Source organism: Curtobacterium sp. 9128 (genome assembly GCF_900086645.1).
Lineage (GTDB): Bacteria > Actinomycetota > Actinomycetes > Actinomycetales > Microbacteriaceae > Curtobacterium.
In genome coordinates this window covers 1501647-1527413 of sequence record NZ_LT576451.1, presented here as the reverse complement: position 1 = coordinate 1527413, position 25767 = coordinate 1501647, and the positions used below count along the sequence as shown (strand labels likewise).

Here is a 25767-nt window from a genome sequence, read left to right as displayed (position 1 = left end):
CCTCCTGTCCGTCGTGCCGGGCCGACTACCCGAGCGGGCCGTACGCGGCCGGCGTGGTGCGCGCGTGCGTCGCCTGCTCGAAGGCGTAGCCGAGCCCGATCACGGTGCTCTCGTCGTACGAGCGGCCCAGGAACTCCAGGTTCACGCCGCCGCCGGTGACCGTGTTGTCGGCCGCGGTGGCCTGTCCCATCGGGACCGTCACGGCCGGCATGCCGGTGTTCGGGCTGAGGCGCATGTTCGTCGACTGCGTGCCGTACGGCGTGCCCGACGGGTAGACGAGCGCGTCGAGGTCCTGCGTGTCCATCATCGACGTGACGACCTGCTTGCCGGTGGCGAGCTGCGTCGTGTGCGTCCCGCTCGGACCGGCCCACGCCTGGTACTGGGCGTCCGTGATCTTGTCGCGTGCCTCGTACGTGGACTTCCGGCTCGGCACGTACTCACCCGATGCGAGGATGCCCGAGATGCTCCGGGCGGTGACGTCCGGGTCGAGGTGCTTCTGGACGTACTCGTCGAGGTCGTGCTTGAACTCGTTCGTCGATCCGCTGCCCTCGTTCAGCACCTTCGCGAAGTCCGCGGTGCTGCTGATCGGCACGACCGTCGCCCCGGCGGCGGCGAGCTTCGCGACGGACTCGTTGAACAGACGCAGCGTCGTGGCGTTCGTGCCGACCATCGACGTGACGTAGCCGATCCGCGCGCCCTGGAGCGCCTCCGGGTCGAGCGCGGCGGTGTAGGACGTCGGGACCTTGCCCGTTTGGCCGCTCGTCACCGGATCGGCTGCATCGACCCCGGTGACGGCGTCGAGTGCCACCGCGGCGTCGGTCACCGAGCGGGCGATGGGCCCACCGGTGTCCTGCGACAGCGCGAGCGGGATGATGCCGTCTCGGCTCGTCAGCCCCACCGTCGGGCGGATGCCGACGAGCTGGTTGTACGAGGACGGGATGCGGATCGACCCACCGGTGTCGGTGCCGAAGCCGATGCCCGCCAGGTTCGCGGCGATCGCAGCACCGGTTCCACCGCTGGACCCGCCTGCTGTCTGCGTCGTGACGTAGGGGCTCGCGACGAGGAGCGAGGATCCCGCCGGCTGGTTCGAGGAGAACTCCGACACGAAGCCGTACGCGAACTCGTCGAGGCTCGCCTTCGCCAGGATCACGGCACCGGCGCTGCGGAGGCCGGTGACCATCGCGGCGTCGGTGTCGGTCTGGTTGTCGTCCCAGCAGCCGCAGCCACCGGTGGTCGGCATGTCCTTCGTGTCGTAGTTGTCCTTCAGCGCGATCGGCACGCCGAGGAGCATGCTCGTCATCCCGTGCTCGGCCCGCTCGGTGTCGGCGGTCTTCGCGGCCGCGAGTGCTTCCTTGTTCGTGGTGATGATCGAGTTCAGCGGACGTCCGCCGGCCTGCACGGTCGTGCGGTCGTAGGCGGCGATGCGGTCGAGGTAGTCCTGCGTGATCGCGACCGAGGTCGTCACGCCCGCGTTCATCGCGGCCTGCATGTCGAGGGTCGAGGCCTCGACGAGCTGGAACGGGCCGTCGTCGTAGATCATGCGCTGGGACAGCGCGGCGACGTCGGCGACCGTGATGGTGCCGTCGCCGTCGGTGTCCGCCTTCGCGACGGCGGACCAGCTGGTGTCGGTGCTCGTCGTCCCGAGGGACTTCGTCAGGACGGTCAGGTCCTCGGTCGTGACCTGGTCGTCGCCGGTCAGGTCGAGGGACGTGTAGTACGGCGCGAGCATCGCGGCAGGGCTCGCGTCGACGGTGGGGTCGGCCGCCTGCGCCGTCAGCGCCGGTGTCGCGGCGAGGACGGTGCCGACGAGGGCGATGAGGGCAGCGCCGGCGGCAGCTCGCTTGGTGGTGTGCGTCGCGCGCTGGGTGGTGCGCTGGGTGGTGCGCTGGGTGGCGCGCTGGGTGGCGCGCTGGGTGGCGCGCTGGGTGGCGCGCTGGGTGGTGCGCCGGGTGGTCATCGGGTGGCTCCGTTCCGGCGGGCGCGGGCCCGGGCGACGAGGACGCCGCCACCGGCCAGCAGCAGGGCGAGACTTGCGGCGATCCACGGTGCGACCTGTGCACCGGTCCAGGCGAGCTGGCCTGCGGCCGGACGGGAGGCACCGCTCACGGCGTCCGCGTCGGTCGCGGTGCCGCCGGTGCCGGTTCCACCGCCTGCTCCGGCCCCGTTCGTCGGGTCGCCTCCCGGGGTGCCCGGCGTTGCCGGATCGGTCGGCGCGGTGGTCGCCGCTGCTTCGATCGCGATGGCCGTCGCCGCGGGGGCGTCGAGCGTGGTCGCTGCACCGTCCTCGTCGAGGAGCGTGATGCTCGTGACCGCGAGGTCCACCGTGCCGGCGCCCGTCGCCGTCATGCCGATCGAACTCGCGAGGTCGCCCCCGATCGCGGGCGACGTACCGAGTCGGGTGTGCACGATGGTGAGTTCGTCGCCGTCCTGGGTGACGCTGTCGAAGCCGCCGTCCGGACCGGTCACACTGCCGTCCTGGTAGGCGACGGCCGCCTCGTCGGCGTCGAGCGTGATCTCGTACGCGAAGACGTCGGCGGTTGCGGGGATCGTGACGGAGACGTCGAAGTCGTCGCCGACCGTGACGGACGCCGGGGCGTCGATGGTCGCTGTGGTCGCTGTCGGGGCCGCCTGTGCCGGGCCGGCCGTCAGGACGACGAGCCCGAGGGCTCCCGTCATGACCGCCGTCGCGGTGGCGATCGCCGCGCGGGGGCGCTGGCGTGTTCGGTGCTGCATCCGTGCAGGTCCTTCGTCCGGGTGGTTGCTGAGCGGGGGCTCAGCTCTCGAACCGTAACGACGCGGTGTTTCGCGGACGGACCCGATCGGTTTCCACCGCGTAACGCGCTTGATCGGTGGACATTCGGGGCACACTCGTGTAGTGTTCTTCTCTGGTGCACTGCAGCGAACCCATCTGACTCGCGCACACCGAACCGTCTCGAAGCCGACTCACCCGAGTCGCATTCCCCCGAGACCACCGTTCGCCCGAACGTCCGATCCGGATCCTTCCGATCGAGGCCAGGCCGAACAGCACGTCGAATGCCGACGTGCGCGTGCCCACCACATGCGACCGATGCGACTCAGTCGTCCGTCGGACCGCAGCGTGGGCTCGCCAGAAGACGAGAAAGACAGCACCATGACCAGCAACGAACGAATCACCATCATCGGGACCGCGACCGCGGCTCCCGTCGTCTCCCCCGACCGCATCGCGGAGTTCCCCGTGCGCGACAACGGCACCCAGCGCGAGTACGTCGTGCGCGTGCCCGTCGACGTGCTCGACCTGTTCGTCACCCCCGGCACCCGTGTTGAGGTCGACGGCGAAGCCGGCTGGACCGTCCCCGGGCGCTCCTGGCTCGGCGAGTCGAGCCGCACCATCCTCCAGGCGGCGACCGTCCGCCGGTCGGAGCTCGCGCTCGCAGCCTGAGTCGGGCCTCCCGTCCGGAGGCTCGCCCGGCTCGCCCCTCGAGAACCCCCCCGAATACACGAAACGCCGCCGATTTCGGCGGCGTTTCGTCGTTCCCGGGGCGCCTCAGGCGTCCGGGAACGGTTCCGGGTCGTCGGCTCCCGCGAAGGGCGTGCGGCCGTCGGCGTTCAGCGGGCCATCAGGGCCTGCGTGTGCCGCCGCATCACGAAGTCGGCGGATGAAATCGGGATCCTCGTACTCGAGTTCGTCGTCCGGCGCTGCCGTCAGCACCAGCTCGCTCGCCGGCCCCACCAGGACCGTGGTCGTCTCGATCGAACCGTCCTCGGCGACGGTCGGGACGTGGACCGAGTCCGTACGCCCGTTGGCGCCGAGGACCGCCGCGTAGTCGGCGAGTGCTTCGGCGATGCGATCACCCGTCATGACGATGCTGCCGTCGTAGTTGATGTACTTCACGTTCCACCTCCGCATTGCACGGTAGGCACCCGTGGGTCCACGACAGCCCAGTGGATGCGTTCGGTGGATGAACCGGGCGCACGCCACCGCGCCCCATGGCGGGCGAGTCCGCCGCTATAGTCGGGAGCTATAGGAGGTCCTGATGCGTACCGACAAGGCAGCCGAGCTGATCCGATTCGCTCGCGAGGACATCGGGATGTCACAGTCGGACCTGGCTCGCGTCGCAGGCGTGCAGCAGCCGACGATCTCCGCATACGAGAGCGGCCGGAAGCTCCCTCGCGTCGAGTCGCTCGAACGCCTGCTGACAGCGGCTCGCATGCGCCCGAGCATCCCGCTGTCCGTGTACGCCGACGCGATCCGAACCGAGGCGACGCGCTTCAACCTCACCGACGTCCGCGTGTTCGGGTCCGCCGTGCGCGGCGAGGACGACGAGCACAGTGACATCGACCTGCTCGTGACCCTCCGCCCGGAAGCATCGCTGTTCGATCTCGGCGGATTCGCCGACGCGGTGGAGGGCATCACGGGCTTCGCCGTCGATCTCCTCACCGACGGCCAGGTCGTCGACGAACACTTCGCACACGTCCGGGAACAAGCGGTCCCGCTGTGACCGGATCGTTCACGCCGAGGCCCCGCGTCGATCCCGCGCGCGCCGAATCGACGATCGACCGCTGGCCTGCCCTGGAGGCGAGCCTCATCGATCTCCTCTCCGAGTGCGCGCAGATCGTCGAACACGGACGTGATGCGTTCATGGCCGACCGCAGCTTGACGTACCGAGCCGCAGAGGCCGTGATCATCCACTTCGACGACCTCCTGAGCAGGCTTCCGACGGACCGTTCGGCGCTGCTCCCGGCTGACCTCCCGCTCGCATCGGTCCGTCGTACGCGCAACATCCTGTCGCACGACTACCGAGCGGCGCAGAAGAACATCGTCTGGGACGTCATCGAACAGCGGATCCCCCAGGCGATCATCGCGATCGTCGACTGAGGGTCAGGACGCGAGCCGGCGCTCGGCGGCGGTGATCTCCGCCCAGACCTCGTCGAGCGACAGCCCGAGGACGTCCGCGATGGCGGCAATCGTCGGGAACGCCGGTGTCGCCACCCGCCCGGTCTCGATCTTCCGCAACGTCTCCGGGGACACCCCGGCGTCGAGCGCCGTCTGGAGCATCGACCGATCGCCGCGCGCCCGGCGGAGCAGCGCACCCAGGCGCTGACCGCGTTCGACGTCTGCGGGGGTGAGTGGGAGCCGGACCATGGCGCCCATACTAGTACCGGTATAGTTATTGCATGATCGAGCTCCTCACCCCGACCGAACTCCCCCGCGCACGCGCCGTCGGTGCGCTCGTCGGCCGGATCCTGCACACCCTGCAGGGGCGGGCGACGGTGGGCACGAACCTCCTGGGCATCGACCGGTGGGCGAGGGCGATGATCCTCGAAGCCGGCGCCGTGTCGAGCTACGTCGACTACGCGCCGTCGTTCGGCCGCGGCCCGTTCGGCCACTACATCTGCACCGCCGTGAACGACGCCGTCCTGCACGGACTCCCGCACGACTACGCCCTCCGCGACGGTGACCTCCTGACGCTCGACCTCGCCGTCTCGCTCGACGGCGTCGTCGCGGACTCCGCCGTGAGCTTCGTCGTCGGGTCAGCGGCACGGCCCGAGGACGTCGCGATGATCGATGCGACCGAGCGCGCCCTCGCAGCCGGCATCGCCGCTGCCGCCCCAGGAGCACGCATCGGTGATCTGTCCCACGCGATCGGTACGGTCCTGCACGAGGCCGGCTACCCGATCAACATGGAGTTCGGCGGGCACGGCGTCGGGTCGACGATGCACCAGGACCCGCACATCTCGAACGACGGACGGCCGGGCCGCGGCTACGTGCTCCGGCCGGGGCTCCTGCTGGCGCTCGAGCCGTGGGTGATGGCCGACACCGACGTGCTGGTGACCGACCCGGACGGCTGGACGCTCCGCAGCGCCACCGGCGCGCGGACCGCCCACAGCGAGCACACCATCGCGATCACCGAAGACGGTGCGGAGGTCCTGACGCTGCGGGGGTGACGCACCCTCGCTGTCGGCACACGGGTCTTGCGCGCGCGGGTCCTGCACGCCTAGCGTTGCGTTCGAGCTGCCCCAGTCCCTGGTCGCCGGAAGACACCATTCCGATGACAGGAGACGATCATGACCGCGCAGCGTTCCTCTTTCGGCTTTCCGCCATCGGGTACCCCGAATGACCCGTCAGCGAACGACGACGCGATGTCCGACAGCGTGGTCGCCGCCGTCGTCTACATCTCGACGCACGTCACGGAACCCCTGACGACGGAGACGATCGCGCGTGCTGCGGGTGTCAGTCCCGGCGAGTCCCAAAGGGGATTCCGGACGCAGTTCGGGATCTCGCCGTTGCAGTACGTGCAGCGCCTCCGGCTCGAGGGGGTCCGTACGGAACTCCAGTCCACCACGGACGAGCCCCTCGCCGCGATCATCGGTCGCTGGGGATTCGTGCACGTCGGCAGGTTCGTCGAGGCGTACTCCCGACGGTACGGATCGCCCCCTGGCTGAAGCGTGCTCAGCTCACTGCTCGCGTAGGGCTCAGGCGTACTCGCCCTTGATGACGAAGTACGAGCCGCGGATCTCTCCCGCCAGTTTCGACCGCTGTCGGGCGAACTTGAACGCAGACAGCTCCTCGGGCACGTCCATGCCCATCGACAGCTTGAACCCCACCGCGCGCTTCCCGCCGTCCTCGATCGCGTACATCACGTTGATCGCCAGACCGGACTCGTAGAACACGTACGCCATCCGGAGTCCGCCAACCTCGAACCCGCTGGCCTCGAGCGGGGGCGACGCGATCACGATGCCCCGCTCGTCGTGCAGCACGCGCGTGACGAGGTCCAGCACCTCGGGGGCTTCGTCCGGGGTACTCGTGACGAACACGTGGTCGTACTTGTTCTTGTAGTACCGGGCTTCGTTCGCGCGCAGCCCGGCGAGTGCTTCGGCGACCGGGGACGACTCGAGCCCGGTGGTGGAGACATCGACGAAGTCGACCGTGTACGTCATGCAGGAACCGTACCGCTGACGGGTCGGCCGAGCATCGCCCACGCCCGTTGCGCAGCCGGGGTCAGTGGCACGGCCGAGTGTGGGGAGGCCAGCACCACCCGAGCGACGTCCTCGACGTCGACCACTTCGCGGACGGGCTCGTCGATCCGTACCAGCGCGATCCGGCCCCGGTGGACGAAGTCGATCGGAGTTCCGTCGCTCGCAGGGTCGAGGTGGAACTCGAACGACTCCCACCCGGTTGCCCCGGCGAGCGTCACGCCACACTCTTCGTCGAGCTCGCGTCGGAGCGTCTGGATCTCGGTCTCGCCGGGCTCCGGCGCTCCGCCCGGCAGGTCGATCCATCCGGTGTACGGACCGCGGGACTTCTCGACGGTCACGAGCAGGCCGTCCTGCAGCCACGCCCCGTAGACGCCGAAGTGCTCGTGCCGGATCACCCCGACACGCTAGCGCGGGTCAGTTGTTGAACCGGAACTCCACCACGTCGCCGTCCTGCATCACGTAGTCCTTGCCCTCGATCCGGGCCTTGCCGTGCGCACGGGCCTCGGCGATCGACCCCGCTTCCATCAGGTCGGCGAACGAGATGACCTCCGCCTTGATGAAGCCCTTCTCGAAGTCGGTGTGGATGACCCCGGCGGCCTGGGGAGCCTTCCACCCCTTGCCGATCGTCCACGCACGCGCTTCCTTCGGCCCGGCCGTCAGGTAGGTCTGCAGCCCGAGGGTGTCGAACCCGATGCGTGCGAGCTGGTCGAGCCCTGATTCCGTCTGCCCGGTGGACTCGAGGAGCTCGCGGGCGTCAGCGGGGTCGAGCTCGATCAGCTCGGACTCGACCTGCGCGTCCAGGAACACTGCCTGCGCGGGAGCGACGAGTGCGGCGAGCTCAGCCTTGCGAGCGTCGTCGGTGAGGATCGCCTCGTCGACGTTGAAGACGAAGATGAACCGCTTCGCGCTGAGCAGCCCGAGTTCCGCGATCGGTGCGAGGTCGATCGACGTGGCGGAGAGGAGCGTGCCCTGCTCGAGCGCCGCCCGTGCCTCCTTCGCCGTCTCGAGCACGATCGGCTCGGCCTGCTTCAGCTTGAGCATCTTCTCGTACCGCGGGAGCGCCTTGTCGATGGTCTCCATGTCCGCGAGGATCAGCTCGGTGTTGATCACCTCGAGGTCGTCCTTCGGGGAGACCTTGTTCGCGACGTGCACGACATCGTCGTCGGTGAACCCGCGGACGACCTGCGCGATGGCGTCGGCTTCGCGGATGTTCGCGAGGAACTTGTTGCCGAGCCCCTCGCCTTCGCTCGCGCCCTTGACGATGCCGGCGATGTCGACGAACGACACCGGCGCGGGCACGGTCTTCTCCGAGTGGAACAGCCCGGCGAGCTCATCGAGCCGCGAGTCGGGCAGGTTCACCACGCCGACGTTCGGTTCGATGGTCGCGAAGGGGTAGTTCGCGGCCAGGACCTGGTTCTTGGTCAGCGCGTTGAAGAGCGTCGACTTGCCGACGTTCGGGAGACCGACGATTCCGATGGTGAGAGCCACGGGAGTAGAGCCTAACGGCCGAGCGCCTGAACGGCCGCCGCGACGGTCTCGAAGACGTCGGCCTGCAACCGCTGCGATCGCCGCCAGTCTCCGGTCACGTGGAGCGAGTGGTCGGCGCCGGCAACGGTCTGGAGGCTCGCAGCCGTCCCCGGGACACGCTCGGGCCGCCACATGGGGTCGTCCGACCCGCCGATCGCGACGTTCCCGTCGGCAGCGGCGGCGAGCGCCGCCGCGACGTCGTCATGTGTGAGCACCGGCGTCAGCCACACGCCGCGAACCCCGTTCCGGACCGCCCACGGCAGCGCGAAGCAGCCGAAGGACTTCGCGACGACGAGGTCGGGCAGCCGGTCTCCGAGGGCCGTCGCGATCTCGGTCTCCACGAACGCGACGGGTGTCTCCCCCGCCGCGTCGTCGACGATCCAGTTCGGAGCGATCACCTCGCACCCGGCCTCGAGCGCGATCTGCTTCGACCACCAGAGCAGCGGCGCCTGTTGCCCGTACCCGGCACCGGCGAGGAGCAGCACTGTCACCATGACCTCACCGTACGTGGCAGCCTGGCCTGCATGTGGTTCGAACGCGATCAGCTCGGTGTGCACTCGATGGGGTACGACGCCCGAGGGCAACGGCGGTACTTCACCCCGGAGACGATCGACGCGCTCGCCGCGACGCCACCACGCGACCTCGAGACCCTGCACGACACGCTCGCCGAACTCGAGGCCGACGTCCTCGTCGACTACGACCCGGAGGCCGCGACGATCGACCACGACGAGGAGGACGGCTTCCGGCTGGCAACGCTCCCGGTCGAGTTCGCGTTCCCGTCGACGACCTCGGGCTTCGCCGATGCCTTCACCACCCACGTCGAGAGCCTCCCGCCGCGCTGGCGACTCGATGCCGTCGCGGTCGCGTTCGAGCTCGTCGGGACGCTCCTCGACCCGTACTGGGCGGCTGAGCGTGCGCGTCAGGCCGCGACGTGGCGAACGACCGCGCGCCGCCGCCGGGGCTCCCGCCGAACCCGGCGCCGCTGATCCGACCGCACCGGCGCAACGCCGACCCGGCTTCCGGAGATGTCGGCGCTCCGTGCGACGATCGGACGCGTGCCGTTGAACTTCACCGCGATCGACTTCGAGACCGCGAACAGCTCGCCCGCCAGCGCGTGTTCCGTCGGACTCGTCAAGGTCCGGTCCGGCCGGGTCGTGGACCGCGCGTCGTGGTTCATCCGCCCGCCGATGGGACACGACGACTTCCTCGAGTGGAACACCCGCATCCACGGCATCGTCGCCGAGGACGTCGTCCGCGCCAAGACATGGGAGCAGCAGTACCCGGACCTCGTCGCCTTCGCCGAGGGTGACGTCCTCGTCGCGCACAACGCCCGCTTCGACATGGGTGTCATCGCCGGCGGCTGCTCCGCAACGGGCATCGCGCTGTCGGAGCACCACTCGATGTGCTCCCTGCAGGTGGCCCGCAAGACGTACACCCTCGACTCGTACCGCCTGCCCGTCGCCGCGATGGCCGCTGGCTTCGAGGGCTTCCAGCACCACGACGCCGCCGCCGACGCCGAGGCCTGTGCGGCGATCGTCGTCCACGCCGCCGGCCGGCACGACGTCGACACGGTCGAGGCGCTCGGTGCCGCGACCCGGGTGTCGATCAACCCGGTGCGGATCCGCGCGGAGAAGCCGAAGGCGGCGAACCAGCCGCGGCTGTCCCGCCGCCCGATGATCTTCGCCGACTGACCCCGTCGCCCGGTGGGCCGCGAGCCCGGTGGTATTGTCACGACATTCCCCCGGCACAGTCGCCGGACCCGTACTCCCCCGAAGGACCGCGATGACCAACGAAGGCCAGCTGCCGTCCGACCTGTTCATGGACCTGGACCGGTCGGGTCCGATGCCCCTCTACTTCCAGGTGGCATCCCGCATCGAGGAGTCGATCCGCTCCGGTGCGATGCCACCGGGTGCCCGGCTCGAGAACGAGATCGCGCTGGGTGAACGGCTCGGGTTGTCGCGTCCGACGATCCGCCGGGCGATCCAGGACCTCGTCGACAAGGGCCTCCTGGTCCGCCGTCGTGGCATCGGGACGCAGGTCGTGCACGGCCCGGTCACACGCAAGGTCGAGCTGACGAGTCTGTACGACGACCTCGCGCAGGGTTCACAGGCCCCCGCGACGAAGCTCCTCGAGCGGAACGACGTCCCCGCGTCGGACGTCGTCGCCGAGGCCCTCGGTGTCGCGCCGGGGACGACCGTCGCCCACATCCGCCGGGTCCGGTTCGCCGAGGACGTGCCGATGGCCATCCTCGAGAACTACCTGCCGCCGGAGTTCCTCGAGATCACCGACACCGACCTGCAGGAGCACGGCCTCTACCAGCTGCTCCGCGGCCGAGGCGTGACGATGCGTGTCGCGAAGCAGCGGATCGGTGCCCGCGCGGTGACCGACGAAGAGGCGAACCTCCTCGAGATCGAGGACGGCGACCCCGTCCTCACGATGAGCCGGACCGCGTACGACGCCTCGGGCCGCGCGGTCGAGTACGGCGTGCACTGCTACCGCCCCGACCGCTACTCGTTCGAGGTCACGCTCGTCGACAAGTAGGCCTCACGCCGCGGACGGGACGCCGAGCTCCCCGGTCACGTACTGCGCGCGACCGAACCCGAACGACCAGTCCTGCGGGCCGTTCTCGACGTAGCCGATGAAGACGTCCTCGGACGCGACACCGACGCCTGTGAGCGCGTCGTGGATCGCCGCGTAGAGCGTCGTCTTCGCTTCGTCCGTGCGGCCGCGCTGCGTGAAGACCTGGATCATCACGACACCGCCGGTTCGCTCGAAGCCGAGCCCTGCGTCCTCGGCGATGATCTGGCCGACCGGGTGTTCCGTGACGATCTGGAAGCGGTCGCGCGGCGGGATCCCGTACACGTCGACGATGGCCGTGTGGATCGCGTCGGCGATGGCGCGGACGGCCTCCGGGCTGCGCCCGGTGGCGAGGTCGATACGGACGAGCGGCATGGCGCCTCCTGCAGTTCGGAACTTTGTCCTAACAAACTAACATGGCTTGCTCCCGAGCACCAGACGGACAGGAGGCTCGGTGCCAGCTGGCACCGAGCCTCCCGTCCGTCTCCGGTTGGTCTAGATCACGGGGGTCGCCGCTGCGTAGGTGAGCGGTCCGTCGACGCGCGCCACGTCGTGCCAGGCTCCGTCGGCGAGCGAGGCCTCCGCCGCTTCCACGATCGACGCGGCCGCCAGGCCGTCGGCGACCGACGGCGCGAGCTGCTCCCCGCGACGGACGCTCGCGACGAACTGGGCGGCCTCGATGGTCTTCAGGTCGTCGTAGCCCATGGCCGTGCCCGCGCCGGGCTGGAAGCGCGCGAACTCGCCGTCCCCGCCCGCGACGTAGTGCGTCGCGTACCCATCGACCTCTTGCCCGTCGAGGGACACCTCGAGCTCGTTGAGGCGCTGGAAGTCCCAGCGGACGGATCCCTTCGTGCCGTAGACCTCGATCGTGTACTCGGCGTGCGGGCCGTGCATGACCCGGCTCGAGTCCATCGTGCCGACCGCGCCGTCCTCGAATCGGAACAGCAGCGCGGCGTAGTCCTCGTTCTCGACCGGCTTCCGTTCGCCGGTCGCAGCTGCGGACCGGTCGACGATCCCGGCACCGGGCAGCGGACGTTCGGTGATGAACGTCTCCGCCAGCGCCGTCACGCTCGCGATGCGCCCGACCACGTACTGCGCGAGATCGAGGCCGTGCGACAACAGGTCTCCGAGGACCCCGGAGCCGGCGCGCTCCCGCTCGAACCGCCAGGTCAGCGGCGCTGCCGGATCGGAGGAGTAGTCCGCGAGGAGTGACCCGCGGACGTTCGTGATCCGGCCGAGGCGTCCGCTCCGAACCAGCTCGCGGGCGCGTTCGATCGCCGGGGCGTGCCGGTAGTTGAAGCCGACGCTCGTGATCACGCCGGCCCGCTGAACGGCCTCGTGGATCTCGCGGGAGTCGCTGGCGTAGCGACCCATCGGCTTCTCGATCCAGAACGGCTTGCCCGCGGCGGCAGCGGCGACGGCCATCTCACGGTGCAGGAAGTTCGGGGAGCAGATCGACACGACGTCGACCTCGGGATCGGCGAGCACTTCGTGGTAGTCGGCGACGGCGCGCTCGTACCCGAGTCGTTCGATCGCCTGGTCACGGGCGGCCGGAACCGGGTCCGCGGCGACCACGAGGCGCGGCGCGATGCCGAGTTCCGGGAAGTGGTCGGGCAGGGCACGGTAGGCACGGGAGTGCAGCCGCCCCATCCACCCGACCGAGATGAGGCCGACGCCGATCGTGTCCATTGAGTTCCTCTGTTCGTGGTGGTGCGTGGTCGTGATGGTGCGTGGTGCGTGGTGGCGCCGTCGCCCGGGCGCGAGACTCGCCCACAGCGACGGTTCTCGCGCTCTTGAACGCGAGAACTGTCGCCAAGGACGAGTCTCGGGTCGCCGAGGACGAGTCTCGGGTCAGCGAGGACGAGTCTCGGGTCAGCGAGGACGAGTCTCGGGTCAGAGCGGCGGGCGAGCTACTCGGCGGGGACGATGATGTCGCGGACCAGGGCGTCCAGCTGTGCGTCCGCGTCGAGGAACTGCCGCAGGGTCTTAACGGTTGCGCCGAACCGGTCGAACTCGTCGATCGCCATGCCGTCCACGTCGTAGGCGCGGGCGAACTCCGGCGTGGCAGCACGCAGCGCGTCGATGACGTGCGCGGGGACCTCGTCGTCGATGGCATCCGGCCGGAACGGGAACGCGTTGGCGTTGATGTCCTTGGACCACTGGAACGGTGGCGAGACGACGAGATCGCCGCCCTGGAACTCGGACCACTGCAGCGCGTTGCGGAACGCCGCGACGAGCACACGGGAGCGGAAGCCGCGCTCCTGGAACACCCGGTAGGCGTTCTTCACGGCGGCGACGCCCGCCCACTCCAGGATGCCGGGGTCGACCATCACGTGGTCGCGCTGCACCACGGCCTTCAGCCAGTCGTCGAGTCGCCCGGCCATGAGGGTGACGACGTGGCCGAACTCCTGGTCGGGCAGCCCGTCGGCGGCACGACGGTCGAGTGCACGCTCGATCGCCTCTCCGACGGCGACGACCTGCGGCACCGTGAAGGACACCGTCGCGTTGATCGACACTCCGCGGTAGGCGGCCTCTTCGATCGCGGCGATGCCGACCTTCGTCGCGGGGATCTTCACGATGATGTTCGGTGCGAGCGCCGAGAACCGGACGGCCTGCTCGACGAGGGCGTCCCGGTCCCGGTGGAGACGCGGGTCCGTCTGCATGCTCAGTCGCCCGTTGCGGCCGCCCGATGCCTCGAACGCCGGGAGGAGCTGTGCAGCGGCGGCGACGGAGAGTTCCTCGACGGCCTTCCAGCCGATCCAGGACTCCCCTGCGGTCGGGTGCTCCGCGGCGATCTCGCGGATGCGCGGGACCCAGGTGTCCGGGTCCTGCTTGATGCACGTGTAGGCGATCACGGGGTTGCAGGTCGCCCCGACGGCGCCGTACTCGTGGATCGCGGTCGAGAGCTCGCGCGGATCGGCGGAGTCGTTCCAGAGTGCGGTGATCGTCTGCTCCGCCGCCTGGAGGGTGACGGGGCGGGTGTCGACGTCGGAGGAGGCCGGGGTCGCCAGGGTGTCGGTCATCGGTGCAGTCCGTTCGTGATCGTGTCGAGCTGGAAGCGTGAGACCTCGTCGGCGTTCTCGTCCTCGGCGAAGACGCTCGACACCGCGACGGTGTCCGGCCTCGCCGAGAAGCCCACGCGGTCGAGCGCGGCCCAGAACGCGTCGAAGTCGACGTCGCCCTGCCCGACCGGCAGGTGCTGGTGGACGCGGACGGCGTTGCCGGGCGGGTTGGTGATGTAGCGGAGGCCGTGCGACCGGTGGTGGTCGTAGGCGTCCGCGACGTGGATGAGCTGGAGCGAGTCACCCGCGGCGTCGATGATCGCGTCCATGTCCCCGCCGTAGTGGAAGGTGTGGCACGCCACGTAGACGAAACCGATGTTCTTCGAGTTGAGCCCACGGATCACCCGCAGGGCTTCGAGGCCGTCCTCGACGAAGTCGTCCGGGTGCGGGTCGATGAGCACGCGCAGGTCGGCGTCCTCGATGATCGGCAGGAGCTCCTCCATCGCCCAGTAGAACTGCGCCTCCGATTCCTCGGCGCGCTCCGGGCGACCCGAGAACTCCGTGTTGATCGTGTCGACGCCGAGGCGCTTCGTGATCTCGATGACGCGCTTCCACTGCTTGACGGCGGTCTCGCGGGTCTCCCGGTCCGGCCCGGACCACCGGAGCACCGGCAGCACCGACGCGACCTGGACGCCGGCGTCCGCGCAGGCTGCAGCGAACGCGTCGACGAGGTCGTCGTCCGCCTTCGGGTGTCGGAAGAACGGGATGAAGTCCTTGTGCGGGGTGAGTTGCAGGTACTCGTAGCCGAGATCAGCGACCTTGCGCGGGAACTCCAGCAGCGACAGGTCGTGGTGGAACGGGGTGGGGTCGAGCGCGATCTTCGGCATCAGACGTCCGCGAGTTCGTTCGGAGCGGCGTCGTAGAACGCGGGCTTCGCCGTGGCGTACGTCACGGCCTCGAGGGCACCGGACTGCTGCGCACGGACGGCCACCTCGGCGACGACGGACGCCGTGTAGCCGTCCCATGCGCTCGGGCCGTCGATCCCGCCCTGCTTGGCGGCGTCGACCCAACGCTGGACCTCTTCGTCGTAGGCCGCACCGAAGCGCTCCACGAACGACGGCGTGACGCCCTGGCCGGAGACACCCTGCGACACGAGGTTCAGCGAGGTCTCACGCCCGATGTACGCGACGCCGGACTCGAACACGGCATCGGTCGTGACCTGGTACCCGAACTGCGCGTTCACGTTGATCTCGACGATCGCCATCGTCCCCGACTCGGTCGTGAACAGCACGAACTGCGGCTCGGGCAGGTCGGCCGGCGCCAGCGAGTTCTTGCGCGGCTTCTTGACCTCGACGCTCGTGATCGCCTCGCCGGTGATGAACGGGATGATGTCGATCTCGTGGATCACCGAGTCGTGGATGAGCATCGACTCGCTGAAGTTCGGCGGGGTGGTCGGGTTGCGGTGCGCGTGGTGCAGGGCGAGCAGTGCGCCGTTCGACCCCGACTCGCGGAGCGCCCGGAGTTCCTGGTAGCCCTTGTCGAAGCGACGCATGAAGCCGACCTGGATCTTCGGGCGGTCCGACTTCGCCTGCTCGAGCTCGACGATCCGCAGCGAGTCCTCAGCACTCGTCGTGAGGGGCTTCTCGCAGAGCACCGCGAGTCCGCGTTCGATCGCCGGTACCAGGACCGGCTCGTGCAGGAAGCCCGGGGTCGCGACGATGACGGCGTCGATGGGGGTGGCGTCGAGGGCGTCCTCGAACGACGCGGCGGTGATCGCGCCGGGGGCCTTCGCGGCCGCGGCGGTGGCCCGCGCGGTGTCGGGGTCCACGATCGCGACGACGTCGGCACCGGCGATGGTCGACGTGATGCGGCGGATGTGGTCGCTGCCCATGGCCCCGGCGCCGACGACGGCGACGCGGAGGTTGTCAGTGGTGCTCATTGGATGTCTCCTGGAGGTGGTGGCGCTGCGTGGACGGTGTCGGCGTCAGGACGCGCGGGCGGCGGACGTCGAACCGAAGATGTGCTGGAACGTGCGCTCCGCGATCGGGCCCGGAGCGTCGACCGAGCAGCCGTACATGTCCTGCTCGACGATGCCGAAGACGTCCGGATTGATCGCGGCCACTGCCTCGATGATCGGCGCGAGCTCGGGGGTGCCGTGCGGCGGCTCGGTCATGATGCCCTGGGAGACGGCGGTCGCGAACGGCACGTCGTTCTTCAGCACGTCGAACAGCAGGTCGGTGTCGACCTGCTTGAGGTGCAGGTAGCCGATGCGCTCGGGGTGCGCCGCGATGAGCTTGAGGTTGTCGCCGCCGTAGTAGGCGAAGTGCCCGGTGTCGAGGCAGAGGTTCGTGTACTGCGGGTCCGTGACCTCGAGGAAGCGCACGGTCTCCTTGTAGGTCCCCACGTGGCTGTCGGCGTGCGTGTGGAACTGCTGGTGGACGCCGAACTCCTCGAGCAGTGCCTTGCCGAGCTGATCGTGGCCCTTGCCGAGCCGCTCCCACTGCTCGTCCGTGAGCGTCCGGGGCTCCAGGACCTCCTCGGTGGCGTCCGAGCGCCAGAGGTCCGGGATCGTCACGAGGTGCTCCGCGCCGAGCTTCGCCGCGAGTCCGGCCACCGCGACGGCCTGGTCCCACGCCCGCTGGAACTGGTCGTCCCCCTTGTGGAACCCGGTGAACACGGTGCCCGCGGACAGCTGCAGCCCACGCGACTCGAGTTCGTCCGACAGCTGCGCGGGGTCGGTCGGCAGGTACCCGTACGGGCCGAGCTCGATCCACACGTACCCGGCGGCCGCCGCTTCGTCCAGGAAGCGCTGCCACGGGACCTGCTTGGGGTCGTCCGGGAACCAGACGCCCCACGAGTCGGGAGCGGTGCCGATGCGGATCGACGCGGTGGTGGCGTCCGTGGACGAGGCGCCGGTCGGGGTGGCGGTGTCGGTCATGACGTCGTCGTCTTCTTTCTGCACGAGGTGGTGGTGGGATCAGCCGAGGAGCGGGCGCTGTGCCGCGACCTGCTGCTCGTAGTCGGCGCGTGCGGCCTGGGTGGTGGACAGGGTCGAGGTCTGCGCGACCGGGACGTCCCACCAGCCGTCGCCGTCCGGGGCGTAGACGAGCGGGTCCGAGTTGATGTGCACGAGGGTGGTGTGGTCGTTCGCCTTGGCCTGGCGCACCGCGGCCTTGAGGTCCTCGATCGCGTTCGGGCCCGGCTCGACCTCGATGACGTCGACACCGTACGAACGGGCGTTCGCCGCGAGGTCGACGGGCAGGGGCTCGCCGTCCTCGAACGACTGGGTGTCGTCCAGGTAGCGGTACTTGGTGCCGTACCGCTCGGAACCGACGGTCTCGGAGAGGTGCCCGATCGACGCGTACCCGTGGTTCTGGATGAGCACGACGATGATCTTGATGCCCTCTGCCACCGCGGTGACGAGCTCGGTGTGCAGCATCAGGTACGAGCCATCGCCGACCATGACGATCGCGTCGCGGTCGGGAGCACCCCGACGGACGCCGAGGCCCCCGGCGATCTCGTAGCCCATGCACGAGAAGGCGTACTCGACGTGGTAGCCGAGTTCGTCCCGGACGCGCCAGAGCTTGTGCAGGTCACCCGGCAGCGAACCGGCCGCCTGGATCACGACGTCGCGGGGGTCCGACACGGACTGGACCGCACCGATGATCTCGGGCTGGCCGGGCAGCGCGTTGCCCGACGGCGCGAACGCGGCGTCGACCAGCGCGTCCCAGGCGCGCTTCTGCTCGGCGATCTCGGACGCGTACCGGTCCGACACCGAGAACGACGCGAGCGACTCCGTCAGGGCGACCAGGGCCTCCCTGGCGTCCGCGATCAACGGCAGCTGGGTGCCGTGCTTGTAGGCGTCGAACGCGGCGACGTTGACGTTCACGAACGTGACGTCCGGGTTCTGGAACGCCGTCCGCGACGCGGTCGTGAAGTCGCTGTAGCGGGTCCCGATGCCGATGACGAGGTCGGCTCCTGCCGCGATCGCGTTCGCGGCGGCGGTGCCGGTCGCGCCGATGCCGCCGAGGTACTGCGGGTGGTCCCACGCGAGCGCGCCGCCTCCGGCTTGCGACGTGCCGACGGGGATGCCGGTGGCTTCCACGAAGGCCCGCAGCTGTTCGGACGCCGCGGAGTACAGGACGCCTCCGCCGGCGACGATCACCGGGCGTTCCGCGGCCTGGATCGCAGCGACCGCACGGGCGAGCGGCCCGTGCTCGGGCAGTGGACGACGGATGTGCCACTCGCGCGGCTGCAGGAACGCGACCGGGACGTCGAACTCCTCGGCCTGCACGTCCTCCGGGAGCGCGATCGTCACCGCACCGGTCTCGGCCGGGTCGGTGAGCACGCGCATCGCGGCGAGCGCGATCGAGAACAACTGCTCGGGACGCTCGACCCGGTCGAAGAACCGGGAGAGCGGGCGGAACGCGTCCGTGACCTGCAGCGAGGTGTCGTGCGGCATCTCGATCTGCTGGAGCACCGGGTCGGTGGTCCGCGTCGCGAAGGTGTCCGACGGCAGCAGCAGGGCAGGCAGGCGGTTCGTCGTGGCGAGCGCGGCGGCGGTCAGCATGTTCGCCGCCCCGGGGCCGACCGATGCGGTCGCGGCGAAGGTGGCGCGACGGCGGTGCATGCGGGCGAAGCCGACTGCCTCGTGCACCATGGCCTGCTCGTTGCGGGCCTGGTGGTAGGGCAGCAGACCGGGCTGCTCGACGTGGAGCTGCTTGATCGCCTGACCGACCCCGGCGACGTTGCCGTGCCCGAAGATGCCGAAGATCCCCGGGATGGTGCGTTCGCGGTGGTCGCCGTCGACGGTCCACTGGTTGGCCAGGAACTCGACGAGGGCCTGACCGACGGTCATGCGGCGTGTGGTGGTCACACGTCCTCCTTCTTCGATGCGTAGGGCAGGCGCGGGTCGATGGTCTCGGTCTCCCACACCTGGCGGACCCACCCGTGGGCAGGGTCGTCGGTGATGTTCCACACGCGCTCCGGGTCGGGCCCGGCCATCACGTTGAGGTAGTACATGTCGTAGCCGGGAGCCGCGACGGCCGGTCCGTGCCAGCCGTAGGGCACGAGCGCGATGTCGCCCGTCCGGACTTCACGGAACTCGTCGATCGCGCGGTCGTCCGAGGCGTACGTCCGGTGCAACGCAAACGGATCGGCCGTTGCAGGGGCATCCACGCCACGAGCCACCGCAGACTCGTAGTAGTAGATCTCCTCGAGGTTCGACTCGCCGCCCGGGATGTTCGTGTCGTGCTTGTGCGGCGGGTACGACGACCAGTTGCCGGCCGGCGTGATGACCTCGCACACCAGGAGCTTCACCGCGTCGAGCCCGGCAGGGGTCCCGAAGTTGTGCACCTGCCGCGACGACTGCCCCGCACCGCGGAGCTCCACCGGCACGTCGGCCTTCGCGATGTACCCGACCGGCTTGACGATGTCGGTGGGTGCCTCGGCGACCGCGACCCGTCCCGATCCGGTGATCCGAGCCTCCAGACCGGACCCCAGGTACAGGACGTCGGTGGGCCCCTCGAAGACCCCGCCACGTCCCTCCAGCCCCTGCTCGCCGGATTCGGAGCCGGACCACGCGACGTGGAAGCTCCCCGAGAGCGGCACGACCATGCGCTCGACGGCAGCGGCCGGGAGGCGCAACTCGGCCCCGTCGGACAACGTGCCGGTCCGCAGGCCGGTGTGTTCCCACCCCGCGATCCGCCCGTCGACGACGTCGGTCCAGCCGGCTTCCGGTCGGCTCCCGCGCGGGTTGAACCAGTTCTGTTCAGGCATCGGTCGCGTCAGTTGTTCGAGGGGAAGCCGAGGTTGATGCCGCCGTGCGACGGGTCCAGCCACCGGCTCGTGATCGCCTTCTGCCGGGTGAAGAAGCTCACGCCGTCGGCGCCGTACGCCTTGTGGTCGCCGAACAGCGAGTTCTTCCAGCCGCCGAACGAGTAGTACGCGACCGGCACGGGGATCGGGACGTTGATGCCGATCATGCCGACCTGCACGTCGCGCTGGAAGCGTCGGGCCGCGCCGCCGTCGTTCGTGAAGATGGCGGTGCCGTTGCCGAACGCACCGGAGTTGATCAACTCGAGGCCTTCTTCGTAGGTGGCGACGCGCACGACCGACAGCACCGGGCCGAAGATCTCCTCGGTGTAGACGCGGCTCGTCGTCGGGACCCTGTCGATCAGGGTCGGGCCGAGCCAGAACCCGTTCTCGTCGCCGTCGGGTCGGACGGTGCGGCCGTCCACCACGACCACCGCGCCGTCCTGCTCTGCGACCTCGATGTACGAGGCGACCTTGTCGCGGTGCTGCTTCGTGACGAGGGGGCCCATGTCGCAGCCGCGACGCCCGTCACCGATGCGCAGCGTGGCGGCACGGTCCTTGATCTTCTCGATGAGCTCGTCCGCGACGGGCTCGACCGCGACGACGACCGAGATCGCCATGCAGCGCTCGCCGGCGGAGCCGAAGCCCGCGTTGATGGCGTTGTCCGCGACGAGGTCGAGGTCGGCGTCCGGGAGCACGAGCATGTGGTTCTTCGCGCCGCCGAGGGCCTGCACGCGCTTGCCGTGCTTCGTGCCGGTCTCGTAGACGTACTGCGCGATCGGCGTCGAACCGACGAACGAGATCGACTCGACGTCGGGGCTCGTCAGGAGCCCGTCGACGGACAGCTTGTCGCCGTTGAGCACGTTGAAGACGCCGTCCGGCAGGCCGGCCTCCTGGAACTTCTCGGCCAGCCAGATCGCGGCGCTCGGGTCCTTCTCACTCGGCTTGAGCACGACGGTGTTGCCGGCGGCGATGGCGATCGGTAGGAACCACAGCGGCACCATCGCGGGGAAGTTGAACGGGCTGATGATGCCGACGACGCCGAGCGGCTGCCGGATCGAGTAGACGTCGATGCCCGTCGAGACCTGGTCGCTGAACTCGCCCTTCAGCAGCTGCGGGATGCTCGTCGCGAGCTCGACCACTTCCTGCCCGCGGGCGATCTCACCGAGCGCGTCGTCGAGGACCTTGCCGTGCTCGCTCGTGATGATCTCGGCGAGCTCGGCCTTGTCGCGGTTCAGGATCTCGCGGAAGGCGAAGAGGATCTGCTGACGCTTGGCCAGCGAGAGGTGGCCCCACTTCGGGAACGCGGCCTTCGCACTGGCGATCGCCGCCTGGATCTCGTCCTCGTTCGCCAGCGCGACCTGCTTCGTCGCGACGCCGAGCGCCGGGTCGTAGACCGGAGCAGTGTTCCCTGACGTCGAGGCGACGCGCGCCCCGTCGATCCAGTGGCCGATCGTCGTGGTGACGGTGTCCGAGATGGTCATGCGTTGGTTCCTTCCGAGATGGACGAGTCCATGGTGGTGGGGCCCGCGAGCCGCGCGGCTGGGTCGTGAGCATCTGTGGAGAACCCGGCCCGGGCTCCCTGGGTGTGGACGAGACCCGCTGCGACGTCCACGGCCGTCGCGACGTCCCCGTCCGGCGGGTAGAGCAGGGTGCGTCCGACGACGAGCCCGCGGACACCGGGCAGTGCGAGCGCGTCAGCCCACTTGGCGTAGGTCTCGAGCGGACGCGCCGACGGGTCGCCGCCGAGCAGCAGCGTGGGCAGCGTCGTGGCTGCCATCACCCGCTCCATGTCCTCGACCACGGGGATCTTCAGCCAGCTGTAGGCACTGGACTCGCCGAGCCCCGCGGCGATCGCCATCGAGGTGATGACGGCGTCCGCGGTCAGGTCGTTCACGACCTTGTCGTCCCGCCACGTCGACATGAAGGGCTCGAGCATGATCGGCAGGCGGTGCTGGGCGGCCTCGGTGACGGCCCGGGCGGTCGCCTCGAGGGTCGGTGCGGTGCCGGCGTCCGACAGGTTGATGCGGACGAGCAGCTTGGCGAAGTCGAGGCCGGCGTCCGCGATGGACCCGGCCGAGTACGCCGTGTACCGGTCGTCCATCTCGAAGGTCGCACCGCGCAGCCCGCCGCGGTTCATCGAGCCGACGACGACCTTGCCGTCGAGGGCGCCGAGCAGCGCCAGGTCCTCGAGGATGTCCGGCGTGCCGAGCACGCCGTCGACTCCGGGGCGGCCGAGGGCCGTGACCAGCCGCTCGAGCAGGTCGTAGCGGTCGGCCATCGCGGACTCGTCGTCGCGCACCGCCAGGGCGCCACGGGCCGGGTGGTCCGCGGCGACGATGAAGAGCTTGCCGTCGTCGGCCAGGAGCGGCCGCTTGGTCCGTGCTGCGAGCGTGCTCGCGATCGTCTCCGGCGATCCGGCGCGGACGTCGCGCAGCCGCTCGAAGTCGACACTGCTGATCTCAGGCATTGACCGCTTCTTCCGTCGGGTTCTCCTGCAGGAACGTCTCGATCTCGTCGCTCGTCGGCATCGCGGTGGAGCACTCGAACCGCGTCGCGACGATCGCGCCGGCCGCGTTGGCGAACGCGAGGATGCGCTCGAGGCCCCAGCCCTGCAGCAGGCCGTGGGTGAGCGCGCCGCCGAAGCCGTCGCCGGAGCCGAGGCCGTTCACGACGTCGATGTGGTGCGGGCGGAGCTCGACGAACTCGTCGCGGGTCTTCGCGAGCACGCCCTTGGGGCCCTGCTTCACGATGGCGATCTCGACGCCGCGTTCGAGCAGCGCGTCGGCAGCGCGGACCGGATCGGTCTCCCCCACCGCGACCTCGCACTCCTCGCGGTTCCCGACCGCGACGGTGGCGTGCTCGAGTGCGACGGCGACCTCGCGCGTCGCGGACTCCGGGGAGGACCAGAACATCGACCGGTAGTCGAGGTCCAGCACGGTGTGCACCTTGGTGCTGTGCTCCGACGCGGAGCGGGCAGCGAACGCCGTGTGGTGCGCCTGTCGGCTCGGCTCCTCGCTGAGGCCGGTCACGGTCGTCCAGAACACCTTCGCCCGCTCGATCTCGTGGAGCGGCAGCGACTTCGCGGTGATCATCAGGTCGGGGGCCTTCGGCGCCCGGTAGAAGTAGAGCGGGAAGTCGTCCGGCGGGAAGATCTCGCAGAAGGCGACCGGGGTGTTCAGCCCGTCGACCGTGTCGACGAAGGCGTTGGCGACGCCGAACTCCGGGAGCGTCCTGGCGATGTACCTGCCGAACGGGTCGTTGCCGGTGCGGGTGATGACCGCGGCGTCGGCACCGTGCCGGGCAGCGGCGATGGCGACGTTCGTGGCGCTGCCGCCGACCGACTTCGAGAAGGTCTCGACGTCCTCGAGCGGACCCGTCTGCTGTGGGTAGATGTCGACGCTCACGCGACCCATGGTGATCACGTCGTAGGCGTGGGGAGCTTCGTTCGTCATGCGACGTGCGGGACCTTCCGTGCGGCTTCATCGGCGGACGACCACGACTGTACACCCTCCTTGGCTTAATGTCATGACATGGCTGCACACCGCTTCCAGCGGTCGGCCTGGAGGCTCGTATCGCCCTGGGAACACCGGTGTCGGTGGGTCCTGGGAAGGTCTGGGCATGGACTTCCCCGCCCTGCTCATCGGCCTCCTGGTCGGCGCCGTCGCCGGCGCCGCGATCGCGTGGTCGGTCGCGCGCACCCGGTCCGGCGCGGCCGAGGCCACCGCCACCGCGCTCCGTGCGCGCCTGGACGAGGTACGCCGCGATGCGGAAGAACGGCTCGATGCACAGGACGCCCAGTACCGGCGGCAGGTCGACTCGCTGGAACGCCGGGCGGCCGAGCTCGAGCACCTCGTGCAGCGCATGCACGGTGCCGAGTCCGCCCGGGCACAGGACGAATCGAAGGTCCTCACCGCGCTCAGCCCCGTCGCCGAGACCCTCGACGTGATGCGCGCCAAGATCGCCGAGCTCGAACGCTCCCGCAGCGAGCAGTACGGTGCGATCTCCACCCAGCTCCGCTCCGCCGCCGAGTCCGAGGAACGCCTGCGCGCCACGGCGGAGACCCTCGCGAGCGCCCTGTCGGCCAACAGCACGCGTGGCGTCTGGGGCGAGACGCAGCTGCGCAACGTGGTCGAAGCGGCGGGGCTCCTCGAACGGGTCGACTTCGACGTGCAGTCCTCCGTGACGACCGCGGCCGGAGCGGCCCGACCCGACATGATCGTGCACCTGCCCGGCGGCAAGAGCATCGCGGTCGACGCGAAGGTGCCGTTCAGCGCCTACCTGCAGGCGGTGGAGATCCCGGCGTCGGCCACCGGCGCCGAGGGTGCGCGCCGCACGCAGCTGATGGCGCAGCACGTCAAGGCGCTGCGGGCGCACGTGGATGCCCTCGCCGCCCGCGAGTATTGGTCCGGGTACGACGCCTCACCGGAACTCACGGTGGCGTTCATCCCGTCCGAGTCGCTCATCGCCAGCGCCCTCGCCGCCGACCCCGGGCTGCTCGACCACGCCTTCCGCAAGCGGGTCGCACTGGCCTCGCCCGTGACGCTCTGGTCGGTGCTCAAGACGGTGGCGTTCTCCTGGCAGCAAGACGTCGTCACGCAGGAAGCCCGCGAGCTCTTCACGATCTCGCGGGAGCTGCACGGCCGGCTCTCGACGATGGCGGCACACGTCGACAAGCTCGGCCGGTCGATCCGGAGCACGGTCGTCGACTACAACCGCTTCGTCGGGTCGCTCGAACGCCAGGTGCTGCCGAGCGCTCGACGGCTGTCACTCCTCGACGAGTCGAAGGTCATCGCCGAACCCGCCACGATCGACGACGAGCCTCGGCTGCTCACCGCGCCGGAGCTCGTCGGCTCCCCCGACCGCGACTGATCCCGCAGACGGGACGGATCAGAACCACTTCTCGGCGCGGTGGTCCGCCTGGATGCGACGGATCGTGTTCGAGCGGGACCGCAGCACGAGCGAGTCCGTGTGGATGACGCCGCGCGAGCGCCGGACACCGTCGACCAGCACGCCGTCGGTGACACCCGTCGCGACGAAGAACGTGTTGTCGCCCGTGACGAGGTCGTCCTGGTCGAGGACCTTGTCGAGGTCGTGCCCGGCGGCGATCGCCTTCTCGCGCTCCTCGTCGTCCTTGGGCTGGAGCTTGCCGAGGATCACACCACCGAGCGCCTTGATCGCGCACGCCGTGATGATGCCCTCCGGGGTGCCGCCGACACCGACGCACATGTCGATCGGCGAACCGGGCAGCGCCGCCGCGATCCCACCGGCGACGTCACCGTCGAGCAGCAGTCGCGTGCCGGCACCGGTCGCACGGATCGCACGGATGAGCTCGTCGTGGCGGGGACGGTCGAGGACGGCGATCTGCATGTCCTCGAGGTCCTTGTGCTTCGCCTTCGCGAGCGCGCGGATGTTCTCGCCGATCGGCTTCTCGAGGTCCAGGACCCCACGGCCGTCGGGCCCGGCGGCGATCTTGTCCATGTAGAACACGGCGGACGGGTCGTACATCGAGCCGCGGTCCGAGACGGCCATCACGGAGATGGCGTTCTGGCGACCGGCAGCCGTGAGGGAGGTGCCGTCGATCGGGTCGACCGCGATGTCGCACGCGGGGCCGTGCCCGTTGCCGACGTGCTCGCCGTTGTAGAGCATCGGGGCGTTGTCCTTCTCGCCCTCGCCGATGACGACCACGCCGTCGAAGTTCACCGTGCCGAGGAACTTCCGCATCGCGTCGACGGCAGCACCGTCCGCGAGGTTCTTCTCACCACGACCGACCCACGGCTGCGCACGGATCGCCGCGGCCTCGGTCGCACGCACGAGTTCCAGCGCGAGGTTGCGGTCGGGCTGCAGGAAGAGGGATCCGGTTTCAGTCGTGGGAGTCACGGCTCCAGCC

General features: G+C 69.8%; 29 protein-coding genes. 9 read left to right on the top strand and 20 right to left on the bottom strand.

Annotated features, from left to right (window positions below):
- Nucleotides 1-25: 25 nt before the first annotated feature.
- The gene (locus QK288_RS07450) at nucleotides 26-1957 is read right to left on the bottom strand and encodes an amidase family protein (protein ID WP_281267171.1); all 1932 of its coding nucleotides are present in this window, start codon (nucleotides 1955-1957) and stop codon (nucleotides 26-28) included.
- Nucleotides 1954-2733 carry a hypothetical protein gene (locus QK288_RS07445; RefSeq protein ID WP_281267170.1) on the bottom strand — a complete coding sequence of 260 codons (780 nt, stop codon included), beginning with the start codon at nucleotides 2731-2733 and terminating at the stop codon, nucleotides 1954-1956. The genes QK288_RS07450 and QK288_RS07445 overlap by 4 nt, the downstream gene beginning before the upstream one ends.
- Before the next feature lie 397 nt (nucleotides 2734-3130).
- On the opposite strand from QK288_RS07445, the gene QK288_RS07440 reads away from it, so the two are divergent.
- On the top strand, nucleotides 3131-3418 hold the full coding sequence (locus tag QK288_RS07440; RefSeq protein WP_281267169.1) for a hypothetical protein: 288 nt from the start codon (nucleotides 3131-3133) through the stop codon (nucleotides 3416-3418).
- Nucleotides 3419-3523: 105 nt separating this feature from the next.
- Here QK288_RS07440 and QK288_RS07435 read toward each other — a convergent pair whose 3' ends face one another.
- Entirely contained in the window at nucleotides 3524-3871 is a 348-nt protein-coding gene (locus tag QK288_RS07435; RefSeq protein ID WP_281267168.1) for a hypothetical protein, read from the bottom strand.
- A 142-nt stretch (nucleotides 3872-4013) separates the two neighbouring features.
- Here QK288_RS07435 and QK288_RS07430 point away from each other — a divergent pair, with 142 nt between their 5' ends.
- Both QK288_RS07430 and QK288_RS07425 read left to right on the top strand, forming a co-directional pair.
- Nucleotides 4014-4478: an XRE family transcriptional regulator gene (locus tag QK288_RS07430; RefSeq protein ID WP_281267167.1), complete on the top strand. Its 465-nt coding sequence runs from the start codon at nucleotides 4014-4016 to the stop codon at nucleotides 4476-4478.
- Complete coding sequence (locus tag QK288_RS07425; RefSeq protein ID WP_281267166.1) at nucleotides 4475-4855, top strand: HepT-like ribonuclease domain-containing protein; 381 nt, start codon at nucleotides 4475-4477, stop codon at nucleotides 4853-4855. Before QK288_RS07430 ends, QK288_RS07425 begins: the two co-directional genes overlap by 4 nt.
- 3 nt (nucleotides 4856-4858) lie before the next feature.
- Here the strand turns inward: QK288_RS07425 and QK288_RS07420 are convergent, their stop codons facing one another.
- Complete coding sequence (locus QK288_RS07420; RefSeq protein ID WP_281267165.1) at nucleotides 4859-5122, bottom strand: helix-turn-helix transcriptional regulator; 264 nt, start codon at nucleotides 5120-5122, stop codon at nucleotides 4859-4861.
- A 32-nt stretch (nucleotides 5123-5154) separates the two neighbouring features.
- Here QK288_RS07420 and map point away from each other — a divergent pair, with 32 nt between their 5' ends.
- Nucleotides 5155-5925 carry a type I methionyl aminopeptidase gene (gene map / locus QK288_RS07415; protein ID WP_281267164.1) on the top strand — a complete coding sequence of 257 codons (771 nt, stop codon included), beginning with the start codon at nucleotides 5155-5157 and terminating at the stop codon, nucleotides 5923-5925.
- Between the two features lie 195 nt (nucleotides 5926-6120).
- A complete protein-coding gene (locus tag QK288_RS07410) occupies nucleotides 6121-6423 on the top strand; it encodes a helix-turn-helix domain-containing protein (RefSeq protein WP_281267163.1) in 303 nt (100 codons plus the stop codon).
- Nucleotides 6424-6453: 30 nt separating this feature from the next.
- Here QK288_RS07410 and QK288_RS07405 read toward each other — a convergent pair whose 3' ends face one another.
- Genes QK288_RS07405 through QK288_RS07390 form a run of 4 tightly spaced genes read right to left on the bottom strand, consistent with a single transcriptional unit; the run spans nucleotide 6454 to nucleotide 8978 of the window.
- Nucleotides 6454-6918 (bottom strand): phage tail protein, encoded by a 465-nt coding sequence (locus QK288_RS07405; protein WP_281267162.1) that lies wholly within the window; start codon nucleotides 6916-6918, stop codon nucleotides 6454-6456.
- Nucleotides 6915-7352, bottom strand: coding sequence for an NUDIX domain-containing protein (locus QK288_RS07400; RefSeq protein ID WP_281267161.1), 438 nt, complete (start codon nucleotides 7350-7352; stop codon nucleotides 6915-6917). The genes QK288_RS07405 and QK288_RS07400 overlap by 4 nt, the downstream gene beginning before the upstream one ends.
- Nucleotides 7353-7371: 19 nt before the next feature.
- Nucleotides 7372-8445: a redox-regulated ATPase YchF gene (gene ychF, locus QK288_RS07395; RefSeq protein WP_281267160.1), complete on the bottom strand. Its 1074-nt coding sequence runs from the start codon at nucleotides 8443-8445 to the stop codon at nucleotides 7372-7374.
- Between the two features lie 11 nt (nucleotides 8446-8456).
- Entirely contained in the window at nucleotides 8457-8978 is a 522-nt protein-coding gene (locus tag QK288_RS07390; protein ID WP_281267159.1) for a hypothetical protein, read from the bottom strand.
- Between the two features lie 30 nt (nucleotides 8979-9008).
- Here QK288_RS07390 and QK288_RS07385 point away from each other — a divergent pair, with 30 nt between their 5' ends.
- The 3 genes from QK288_RS07385 (at nucleotide 9009) to QK288_RS07375 (ending at nucleotide 11025) form a co-directional block, all read left to right on the top strand.
- Nucleotides 9009-9470 carry a hypothetical protein gene (locus QK288_RS07385; RefSeq protein WP_281267158.1) on the top strand — a complete coding sequence of 154 codons (462 nt, stop codon included), beginning with the start codon at nucleotides 9009-9011 and terminating at the stop codon, nucleotides 9468-9470.
- Between the two features lie 69 nt (nucleotides 9471-9539).
- The gene (locus tag QK288_RS07380) at nucleotides 9540-10175 is read left to right on the top strand and encodes an exonuclease domain-containing protein (RefSeq protein ID WP_281267157.1); all 636 of its coding nucleotides are present in this window, start codon (nucleotides 9540-9542) and stop codon (nucleotides 10173-10175) included.
- 91 nt (nucleotides 10176-10266) lie between these two features.
- Complete coding sequence (locus tag QK288_RS07375) at nucleotides 10267-11025, top strand: GntR family transcriptional regulator (RefSeq protein ID WP_281267156.1); 759 nt, start codon at nucleotides 10267-10269, stop codon at nucleotides 11023-11025.
- A gap of 3 nt (nucleotides 11026-11028) precedes the next feature.
- On the opposite strand, the gene QK288_RS07370 is transcribed toward QK288_RS07375, so the two are convergent.
- From QK288_RS07370 to iolC, 11 genes are all read right to left on the bottom strand, one after another.
- Nucleotides 11029-11436 (bottom strand): tautomerase family protein, encoded by a 408-nt coding sequence (locus QK288_RS07370; RefSeq protein WP_281267155.1) that lies wholly within the window; start codon nucleotides 11434-11436, stop codon nucleotides 11029-11031.
- Nucleotides 11437-11556: 120 nt separating this feature from the next.
- Nucleotides 11557-12750, bottom strand: a complete 1194-nt coding sequence (locus QK288_RS07365; protein WP_281267154.1) for a Gfo/Idh/MocA family oxidoreductase — start codon at nucleotides 12748-12750, stop codon at nucleotides 11557-11559.
- Between the two features lie 221 nt (nucleotides 12751-12971).
- Nucleotides 12972-14084, bottom strand: a complete 1113-nt coding sequence (locus tag QK288_RS07360) for a transaldolase family protein (protein ID WP_281267153.1) — start codon at nucleotides 14082-14084, stop codon at nucleotides 12972-12974.
- A complete protein-coding gene (locus QK288_RS07355) occupies nucleotides 14081-14950 on the bottom strand; it encodes a sugar phosphate isomerase/epimerase (protein WP_281267152.1) in 870 nt (289 codons plus the stop codon). The genes QK288_RS07360 and QK288_RS07355 overlap by 4 nt, the downstream gene beginning before the upstream one ends.
- Nucleotides 14950-16002: a Gfo/Idh/MocA family oxidoreductase gene (locus QK288_RS07350; protein WP_281267151.1), complete on the bottom strand. Its 1053-nt coding sequence runs from the start codon at nucleotides 16000-16002 to the stop codon at nucleotides 14950-14952. Before QK288_RS07350 ends, QK288_RS07355 begins: the two co-directional genes overlap by 1 nt.
- 45 nt (nucleotides 16003-16047) lie before the next feature.
- The gene (locus QK288_RS07345) at nucleotides 16048-17001 is read right to left on the bottom strand and encodes a sugar phosphate isomerase/epimerase (protein WP_281267150.1); all 954 of its coding nucleotides are present in this window, start codon (nucleotides 16999-17001) and stop codon (nucleotides 16048-16050) included.
- Nucleotides 17002-17040: 39 nt separating this feature from the next.
- Nucleotides 17041-18921 (bottom strand): 3D-(3,5/4)-trihydroxycyclohexane-1,2-dione acylhydrolase (decyclizing), encoded by a 1881-nt coding sequence (gene iolD / locus QK288_RS07340; RefSeq protein ID WP_281267676.1) that lies wholly within the window; start codon nucleotides 18919-18921, stop codon nucleotides 17041-17043.
- Between the two features lie 14 nt (nucleotides 18922-18935).
- Nucleotides 18936-19841, bottom strand: coding sequence for a 5-deoxy-glucuronate isomerase (gene iolB, locus QK288_RS07335; RefSeq protein ID WP_281267149.1), 906 nt, complete (start codon nucleotides 19839-19841; stop codon nucleotides 18936-18938).
- Between the two features lie 8 nt (nucleotides 19842-19849).
- A complete protein-coding gene (locus QK288_RS07330; RefSeq protein WP_281267148.1) occupies nucleotides 19850-21361 on the bottom strand; it encodes a CoA-acylating methylmalonate-semialdehyde dehydrogenase in 1512 nt (503 codons plus the stop codon).
- Complete coding sequence (locus QK288_RS07325; protein WP_281267147.1) at nucleotides 21358-22347, bottom strand: deoxyribose-phosphate aldolase; 990 nt, start codon at nucleotides 22345-22347, stop codon at nucleotides 21358-21360. Before QK288_RS07325 ends, QK288_RS07330 begins: the two co-directional genes overlap by 4 nt.
- Nucleotides 22340-23332 carry a 5-dehydro-2-deoxygluconokinase gene (iolC, locus tag QK288_RS07320; protein ID WP_281267146.1) on the bottom strand — a complete coding sequence of 331 codons (993 nt, stop codon included), beginning with the start codon at nucleotides 23330-23332 and terminating at the stop codon, nucleotides 22340-22342. Before iolC ends, QK288_RS07325 begins: the two co-directional genes overlap by 8 nt.
- 166 nt (nucleotides 23333-23498) lie before the next feature.
- Between iolC and rmuC the strand changes: the two genes are divergently transcribed.
- Nucleotides 23499-24749 (top strand): DNA recombination protein RmuC, encoded by a 1251-nt coding sequence (gene rmuC, locus QK288_RS07315; protein WP_281267145.1) that lies wholly within the window; start codon nucleotides 23499-23501, stop codon nucleotides 24747-24749.
- A gap of 18 nt (nucleotides 24750-24767) precedes the next feature.
- On the opposite strand, the gene glpX is transcribed toward rmuC, so the two are convergent.
- A complete protein-coding gene (gene glpX / locus QK288_RS07310) occupies nucleotides 24768-25757 on the bottom strand; it encodes a class II fructose-bisphosphatase (protein WP_281267144.1) in 990 nt (329 codons plus the stop codon).
- Nucleotides 25758-25767 lie beyond the last annotated feature (10 nt).

Coding starts and splice junctions, on each gene's coding strand:
- QK288_RS07350 (WP_281267151.1), bottom strand. CDS start 16,002: ATGAGCACCACTGACAACCTCCGCGTCGCCGTCGTCGGCGCCGGGGCC.
- QK288_RS07385 (WP_281267158.1), top strand. CDS start 9,009: ATGTGGTTCGAACGCGATCAGCTCGGTGTGCACTCGATGGGGTACGAC.
- QK288_RS07405 (WP_281267162.1), bottom strand. CDS start 6,918: ATGACGTACACGGTCGACTTCGTCGATGTCTCCACCACCGGGCTCGAG.
- iolC (WP_281267146.1), bottom strand. CDS start 23,332: ATGACGAACGAAGCTCCCCACGCCTACGACGTGATCACCATGGGTCGC.
- QK288_RS07370 (WP_281267155.1), bottom strand. CDS start 11,436: ATGCCGCTCGTCCGTATCGACCTCGCCACCGGGCGCAGCCCGGAGGCC.
- QK288_RS07325 (WP_281267147.1), bottom strand. CDS start 22,347: ATGCCTGAGATCAGCAGTGTCGACTTCGAGCGGCTGCGCGACGTCCGC.
- QK288_RS07445 (WP_281267170.1), bottom strand. CDS start 2,733: ATGCAGCACCGAACACGCCAGCGCCCCCGCGCGGCGATCGCCACCGCG.
- iolB (WP_281267149.1), bottom strand. CDS start 19,841: ATGCCTGAACAGAACTGGTTCAACCCGCGCGGGAGCCGACCGGAAGCC.
- QK288_RS07390 (WP_281267159.1), bottom strand. CDS start 8,978: ATGGTGACAGTGCTGCTCCTCGCCGGTGCCGGGTACGGGCAACAGGCG.
- QK288_RS07375 (WP_281267156.1), top strand. CDS start 10,267: ATGACCAACGAAGGCCAGCTGCCGTCCGACCTGTTCATGGACCTGGAC.
- QK288_RS07360 (WP_281267153.1), bottom strand. CDS start 14,084: ATGACCGACACCCTGGCGACCCCGGCCTCCTCCGACGTCGACACCCGC.
- QK288_RS07440 (WP_281267169.1), top strand. CDS start 3,131: ATGACCAGCAACGAACGAATCACCATCATCGGGACCGCGACCGCGGCT.
- rmuC (WP_281267145.1), top strand. CDS start 23,499: ATGGACTTCCCCGCCCTGCTCATCGGCCTCCTGGTCGGCGCCGTCGCC.
- QK288_RS07410 (WP_281267163.1), top strand. CDS start 6,121: ATGTCCGACAGCGTGGTCGCCGCCGTCGTCTACATCTCGACGCACGTC.
- QK288_RS07450 (WP_281267171.1), bottom strand. CDS start 1,957: ATGACCACCCGGCGCACCACCCAGCGCGCCACCCAGCGCGCCACCCAG.
- QK288_RS07355 (WP_281267152.1), bottom strand. CDS start 14,950: ATGCCGAAGATCGCGCTCGACCCCACCCCGTTCCACCACGACCTGTCG.
- iolD (WP_281267676.1), bottom strand. CDS start 18,921: ATGACCGTCGGTCAGGCCCTCGTCGAGTTCCTGGCCAACCAGTGGACC.
- QK288_RS07430 (WP_281267167.1), top strand. CDS start 4,014: ATGCGTACCGACAAGGCAGCCGAGCTGATCCGATTCGCTCGCGAGGAC.
- QK288_RS07330 (WP_281267148.1), bottom strand. CDS start 21,361: ATGACCATCTCGGACACCGTCACCACGACGATCGGCCACTGGATCGAC.
- QK288_RS07365 (WP_281267154.1), bottom strand. CDS start 12,750: ATGGACACGATCGGCGTCGGCCTCATCTCGGTCGGGTGGATGGGGCGG.
- QK288_RS07345 (WP_281267150.1), bottom strand. CDS start 17,001: ATGACCGACACCGCCACCCCGACCGGCGCCTCGTCCACGGACGCCACC.
- map (WP_281267164.1), top strand. CDS start 5,155: ATGATCGAGCTCCTCACCCCGACCGAACTCCCCCGCGCACGCGCCGTC.
- QK288_RS07420 (WP_281267165.1), bottom strand. CDS start 5,122: ATGGTCCGGCTCCCACTCACCCCCGCAGACGTCGAACGCGGTCAGCGC.